We start from the raw sequence: 6,019 nt of genomic DNA, 5'->3' as shown, positions 1-6,019 counted from the left end.
GTGGGGGCTTTAACTTTTTTTGGGGGGGGGGGGGGGGGTTTGATCCCAGTTGCCCCCCCCCCCCCCGACGCGTTCCCCCGTTCCCCTCCTCTGCTCCCCCGTCCCCCGCCCCGTCCCCCGTGCTTCCCCCGCTTCCCCCCCGCTTCCCCCTGACTCCCCCCTGCTTCGCGTCTCCCCTTGGACGCATCCCCCTTGGTGCCCACCCCTTCCCCCGTGGTGCCGGAGGGCCCGCCCTCCACCGATCCTCCGTGGATCCCCCGTGGTCGCCGGGCCCTCCGTACCGCACCCCCGTCACGTCCGGGGAGCCGCGCCTGTTCCGCCGCCCCGTGTCGGCGGTACCGGTGCCGCGCCCCTTCCGTGGGCTCCACTCTTCCGTTCGCGCAGGTCGCGGCCCATCCGCGCATCTACTCAACTCACCCACTAGGTACTGGTACTCAGAACTCGGTACTCCTGCCCACTCCCTGCCCGCGCGGCTACGATCGCGTCCGTGTCCGTACTTCCCCTGATCTTCACGAGCGGCTGGGCCAGCGGCGTCAACGCCTACGCGGTGGTGCTCCTGTTGGGCCTGTCCGGCGTCACCGGGCTGACCGACGAGGTGCCCGCCGCGCTCCAGCGCACCGACGTGCTGATCGTCGTGGGGGCGCTCTTCCTCTGTGAGGCGGTGGCGGACAAGATCCCGTACGTCGACACCGTGTGGGACTCCGTCCACACGGTCGTCCGACCGCTCGCGGGCGCGGTGGTCGGCGCGCTGCTCGCCGGGGAGAGCGGCTCGCTGCCGGAGTTGGCGGCGGGCGCCGTGGGCGGCTCGACGGCGCTGGTGAGCCATCTCGTCAAGGCCGGGACCCGGATGGCGATCAACACGTCCCCCGAGCCGGTGAGCAACGTCCTGATGAGCACGGCGGAGGACCTGGGCGTCGCCGGGATCGTCGTCCTCGCGCTGTTCCACCCGGTGGCCGCCGCGGTCATCGCGGGGATCCTGCTGGTGGCGGGGGTCGCGACGGTGTTCTTCCTGGCCACCAGGATCCGCCGGTTCCTGCGGCGCAGGACGCGGCGCCGGGTTGTCAGTGACGGTGGATAGGCTCGTGCGCATGGGACGGATGGTGATGATCGGGGCCGGGATGGGCGCCATGGCCGCGGCCGCCCGGCTGGCCGTGGCGGGCCACCGGGTGACGGTGTACGAGCGTTCGGCGACCTACGGCGGCGCGGTGGAGCGGTTCGAGCGGGACGGGTTCGTCTTCGACACCGGTCCCGGGCTGCTGCACCTTCCCGCGGTCTACCGCGATCTGTTCGTGAAGACCGGCAAGGAGTCCCTGGAGCGGAGCGTGGAGCTCGTTCAGGTGGATCCGGCGAGCCGCCATCTCTTCGCCGACGGTACGGACGTACGGCTGCCCAACGCATCGCGTGCGGGCGCCGTCGCGGCGCTGGACGCGGCGCTGGGCACGGGTTCAGGTGAGCGCTGGGCGGAGTTCCTCGGCCGGGCCAGGGACGCCTGGGACCGCTCGCGCCGGCCGCTGCTGGAGGAGCCGCTGTGGCGCGACCCGCGGGTGCTCGGGCGCGACCCGTATCCGGCGGTGCCGCGGCGGCGGCTGCTGCGCTCCCCTCAGCGGGCCGGCACGGTCGCCGAGATCGGCGCCTGGGAGCTGGGCGACGCACGGCTGGCGGCGCTGCTGGACGGCTGCGCGCTGTCGTACGGACTCGATCCGCGGCACGCCCCGGCGAGCGCCGCGGTGCTGCCGTATCTGGAGCAGACCTTCGGCAGCTGGTATGTGCGGGGCGGCATGCGGGAGTTGGCCCGGGCGGTGTACGAACGGTGCCTGGCCCGCAGGGTCGAGTTCGTCTTCGGCGCCGAGGTGACCCGGATCGTCGAGAAGGACGGCGCCGCGGCCGGCGTGGAGTTGGCGGACGGCACTCTCGTCGAGGCCGACGCGGTGGTGGCGGGGGTCGCGCCCGGCCGGCTCGTGGCGGCGCACCCGGGCGGATCCGGCACCGGGGGCGACTCCGGCGGCCGTGGCGACACCGGTGCCGCCGGTGCCGCAGGTGAAGCGGCCGTGGCGGAGCGGGACGACGGGTCGGTGCCCGGGCGGTTCACGGTGCTGCTGGCGCTGCGCGGCGGCCGGGACGGGGACGCCGCGCACCGGACGGTGGTGCACTCCCCCGACGGCGGGGCCGAGGCCGCCGCCGTCTTCGGCGGGCACCCCGCGGAGCGGCCGACGGTCACGGTGCTGCGGCCCGACGACCCGGCGACGCGCCCCGACGGCGGGCACGAGGCCGTCACGCTCACCGCGACCGTCGCTCCGCACGGCCCGGTCGACTGGTCGGACGCGGCGCTGCGCGCGCGGTACGCGGAGGTTCTGATGTCGGCGGCGGAGGCTGCCGTGCCCGGGCTGCCGGAGCGGCTGCTGTGGCACGAGACACGGACGCCCGCCGACACCGCGGCGCGGACGGGGGCCGAGGGCGGCTCGGTCCCCCCGCCCGCGCTGGCCGGGGCGGAGGGGCGGCTGCTGCACCCCGCGAACACCACCCGGCTGCCGGGTCTCCACCGCGCGGGCGGCTGGGCGCACCCGGGCGGCGGGCTCGCGCACGCGGGCATGTCCGGGGCGCTGGTCGCCGGACTGATCGTCGAGGGACCGGAGTTCCGGGGCTCGCAGTGAGCGTGCGGTACGCGGGTGGTCAGTAGCGGTACTGATCGTTGGTGTAGCCGGAGCCCGAGCCCCCGTCGTACCCCTGCTGGGGCTTCTCGCCCGGCGCCGGGGGGAACGGGTCGTCCTGCCGCTCGCGCTGCTGCGGGACCCATACCCCGCCGGGCGGGGTGTCGCTGGCGTACTGCTGCTGGTGCTGGTCGTGTTCGCCGTACGGCGCCGCGTACTGCTGCCGGGCGCCGAAGCTGTCGTACGTGTCGTACTGCTGGCCGCCGTTGACCGCGCCGCCACCGCCGTACGGGTCGGAGTAGGCGGCGTACTGCTGCTCGCCGGTCCCGTAACCGTACTGCTGGGTCTGCTGGTTGTAGGCGTCCTGGTCCGCGGCGTAGGTGTTCTGCGCCGCGTAGCCGCCCTGCCCCGCGTACGCGTCCTGGTTCGCGTAGCCGTCGTGCGTGGCGTAGGGGTCGTGTGCCGCGTAGGCGTCCTGGCCGGCCTGCTGGGTCCCGTAGCCGGAGTACGGGTCGTACCCGCCGCCGTAACCCCCCGCGTCCGCCGTGCCCGTGGCCGCGTCCGCGTTCGCCCGGGAGGCCGAGCGGGGGTCCTGGAGGGCGTCGTCGTAGACGCCGTACTGCCCGGTCTCGTCGGGCATCGGCTCCGTGGTGTACACGGACGCGGCATCGGCGGCCGGACGGGCCGGGAGCGGGTCCTGGGCGGCGGCCGGCTCGTACTCCAGGTCCGAGACCTCAAGCGCGGGTTCGCGGTCGGCGGCCTCCTCCTTGGCGGCCTTGCGCCGCTTGCTGACGGTCGGCCGGCCGGCGATCGCCCACCCCGTCGAGAAGCCGCTGCGGAAGGAGAGCGTCACATACGTCTGGCCGACCGCGAAGGCGATCGTGCCGAGCACGATGACGAAGATGTTCGGGATCAGCACACCGAGCACCACGCCCATGAACCCGGTGAAGGCGAGCAGCCGCCAGCGCAGCCGCGCCTTGTACTGGAGCAGCACCTCGCCCAGCAGCCACAGGGCAACGATGCCGAATGCGATGTAGAGGACCGTCCAGCCCATGCCCGCCCCTAGTCACGACTGCTCGTGCAGTCCGAGATTCTCGTAGATTTCGAGCGTCGCCGTGGAATTGTTGAGTGTGATGAAGTGCAGGCCAGGTACGCCCTCGGACAGCAGTCCGGCGCAGAACTCCGTCGCGAACTCGATGCCGATCGAGCGTACAGCGGCCGGATCGTCCTTCACCGAGAGGATCCGCTCTTTCAGCTCCGCCGGGAAGACCGCGGTGGAGAGCTGGGGCAATCGCTCCAGCATCTTCACACTGGTGACCGGCATGATCTCCGGAATGATCGGGGTCGCGCAACCCGCGGCCTCGACCCGGTCGCGCAGCCGCAGATAACCCTCGGGCTCGAAGAACATCTGGGTGATCGCGTAGTCGGCGCCCGCCCGGCACTTGGCGACGAAGTGCTGGATGTCGGTGTCCCGGTCGGCCGAGCGCGGATGCATCTCGGGGAAGGCGGCCACGCCGACGCAGAAGTCCCCGGACTCCTTGATGAGCCTGACCAGGTCGGCCGCGTACCGCACGCCCTCGGGGTGCTCGATCCACTCCCCCATCGGGTCGCCGGGCGGGTCGCCCCGTACGGCGAGGATGTTGCGTATCCCGGCGTCGGCGTACTGCCCGATCATGTTGCGCAGCTCGGCGACGGACTGGCCGACGGCCGTGAGATGCGCGACGGGGGTGAGGGTGGTGTCGGCGGCGATCCGCTCCGTGGCCCTGACCGTGCCGTCCCGGGTGGAGCCGCCGGCCCCGTAGGTCACCGAGACGAAGCTCGGGGCGACCGCCTCGACCCTGCGCAGCGCGTTCCAGAGGTTGCGCTCGCCCTTCTCGGTCTTGGGTGCCCAGAACTCGAAGGAGTACGAGGTTTTACCGGTCGCGAGCAGATCACGCACCGTGCGCGCGTGATCCGATCTGGTCGAAGCTGTACCGAGGGCCATATGTGCAGGTTATCCAGGGCGTGGCGACGACCCAACCGCGCGGGAGGCTTTCAGCGGTATTGCCCGGCAAGTGTCCACTCCTCGGACATGAGCCGGACACCTGCGACAGGCCTCGCCACCGGCCGGGCGGCACGGCCGGAACACGGTCCCGCCACCGGCCGGGCGGCCCGGGCGGAACACCGTCCCGCAGCCGGTCAGGCGGCGCGCGCCCGTATCCGTCCGGCCAGGGCAGCCGTCGCCGCCGCCGGGTCGTCGGCCTCCGTGATCGCCCGTACGACGACGACACGGCGGGCCCCGGCGTCCAGCACCTGGTCCAGATTGCCCGCGTCGATCCCGCCGATCGCGAACCACGGGCGGTCCGTGCCGCTCGCCGCCGCGTACCGCACCAGGTCGAGGCCCGGGGCGTGCCGGCCCGGCTTGGTGGGGGTGGGCCAGCAGGGGCCCGTACAGAAGTAGTCCACGCCGGGCTCGGCGAGCGCCGCGTCCACCTCGGTGCGCGCGTGGGTGGAGCGGCCGATCAGCGGGTCGGCGCCGAGGATCGCCCGCGCCGCCGGGACGGGCAGGTCGCCCTGGCCGAGGTGGAGCACGTCGGAACCGATGGCGTGCGCGACGTCGGCGCGGTCGTTCACGGCGAGCAGCCTGCCGTGGCGGCGGCAGGCGTCCGCGAAGACCCGGAGGTGGTCCAGTTCCTCGGCCGCCTCCATGCCCTTGTCGCGGAGCTGGACGATGTCCACACCGGACGACAGCACGGCGTCGAGGAACTCGGGGAGGTCTCCCTGCCGCTTGCGGGCGTCCACGCACAGGTAGAGCCGGGCGTCGGACAGTGCCTCGTGGGGCGTGGGCATGGGAAGGTCCCCCCGTTGGATCCGCGTCCGCACCTGCGTCCGGAACCGCTCGCGGAGCTGTGTGTGGAGCTCTGTGTGGAACTACGTGACTTCCTGGACGGGCGGCGGCGGGCGCCGCCCGTCCCCGGATGACGAGGCCGTCAGACGGCGAGCGCCTGAGCCCGGCGCTTCACCTCCGTACCGCGATTCTCGCTGAGCGCCTGCGCGGGGGTGCCGGGCAGGCTGGGGTCGGGGGTGAAGAGCCACTCAAGCATCTCTTCGTCGGTGAAGTGGTCGTCCCTCAGGAGCGTCAGGGTGCCGGCGAGCCCCTTGACGACCTTGGTGCCGTCGATGAAGGCGGCGGGAACCTGGAGCGTCCTGTTCTCGCCCCGGCGCACGGCGATGAGCTGGCCTTCCTTCACCAACTGCCGCACGCGCGTCACCTCGACACCGAGCATTTCGGCGATATCGGGCAGGTGAAGCCAGGCGGGGACGAGAGCATCGATCTTTGCGTCAATCTCGGTCACAGGACAAGCGTGCCATCCCGGACCGACACCGGGCAC

General features: G+C 72.8%; 6 protein-coding genes. 2 read left to right on the top strand and 4 right to left on the bottom strand.

Annotated elements, in window-relative coordinates:
- Positions 1 to 487: 487 nt before the first annotated feature.
- Together ACFXKG_RS25510 and ACFXKG_RS25505 are read left to right on the top strand one after the other, a co-directional pair.
- Positions 488 to 1,078 carry a DUF4126 domain-containing protein gene (locus ACFXKG_RS25510; protein ID WP_384843421.1) on the top strand — a complete coding sequence of 197 codons (591 nt, stop codon included), beginning with the start codon at positions 488 to 490 and terminating at the stop codon, positions 1,076 to 1,078.
- 10 nt (positions 1,079 to 1,088) lie between these two features.
- Positions 1,089 to 2,651 carry a phytoene desaturase family protein gene (locus ACFXKG_RS25505; RefSeq protein WP_384843418.1) on the top strand — a complete coding sequence of 521 codons (1,563 nt, stop codon included), beginning with the start codon at positions 1,089 to 1,091 and terminating at the stop codon, positions 2,649 to 2,651.
- Positions 2,652 to 2,670: 19 nt separating this feature from the next.
- Here ACFXKG_RS25505 and ACFXKG_RS25500 read toward each other — a convergent pair whose 3' ends face one another.
- The 4 genes from ACFXKG_RS25500 to ACFXKG_RS25485 form a co-directional block, all read right to left on the bottom strand.
- Complete coding sequence (locus ACFXKG_RS25500) at positions 2,671 to 3,702, bottom strand: hypothetical protein (RefSeq protein ID WP_384843415.1); 1,032 nt, start codon at positions 3,700 to 3,702, stop codon at positions 2,671 to 2,673.
- 12 nt (positions 3,703 to 3,714) lie between these two features.
- Complete coding sequence (metF, locus tag ACFXKG_RS25495) at positions 3,715 to 4,632, bottom strand: methylenetetrahydrofolate reductase [NAD(P)H] (RefSeq protein ID WP_384843412.1); 918 nt, start codon at positions 4,630 to 4,632, stop codon at positions 3,715 to 3,717.
- Positions 4,633 to 4,826: 194 nt separating this feature from the next.
- Complete coding sequence (thiE, locus tag ACFXKG_RS25490; RefSeq protein ID WP_384843409.1) at positions 4,827 to 5,477, bottom strand: thiamine phosphate synthase; 651 nt, start codon at positions 5,475 to 5,477, stop codon at positions 4,827 to 4,829.
- 140 nt (positions 5,478 to 5,617) lie between these two features.
- Positions 5,618 to 5,983 (bottom strand): Rv2175c family DNA-binding protein, encoded by a 366-nt coding sequence (locus tag ACFXKG_RS25485; RefSeq protein WP_365806634.1) that lies wholly within the window; start codon positions 5,981 to 5,983, stop codon positions 5,618 to 5,620.
- Positions 5,984 to 6,019 lie beyond the last annotated feature (36 nt).

Source organism: Streptomyces sp. NPDC059255 (assembly GCF_042752355.1).
GTDB lineage: Bacteria > Actinomycetota > Actinomycetes > Streptomycetales > Streptomycetaceae > Streptomyces.
The sequence above is the reverse complement of the archived record's forward strand: the minus strand, read 5'-3'. Positions and strand labels throughout refer to the sequence as shown.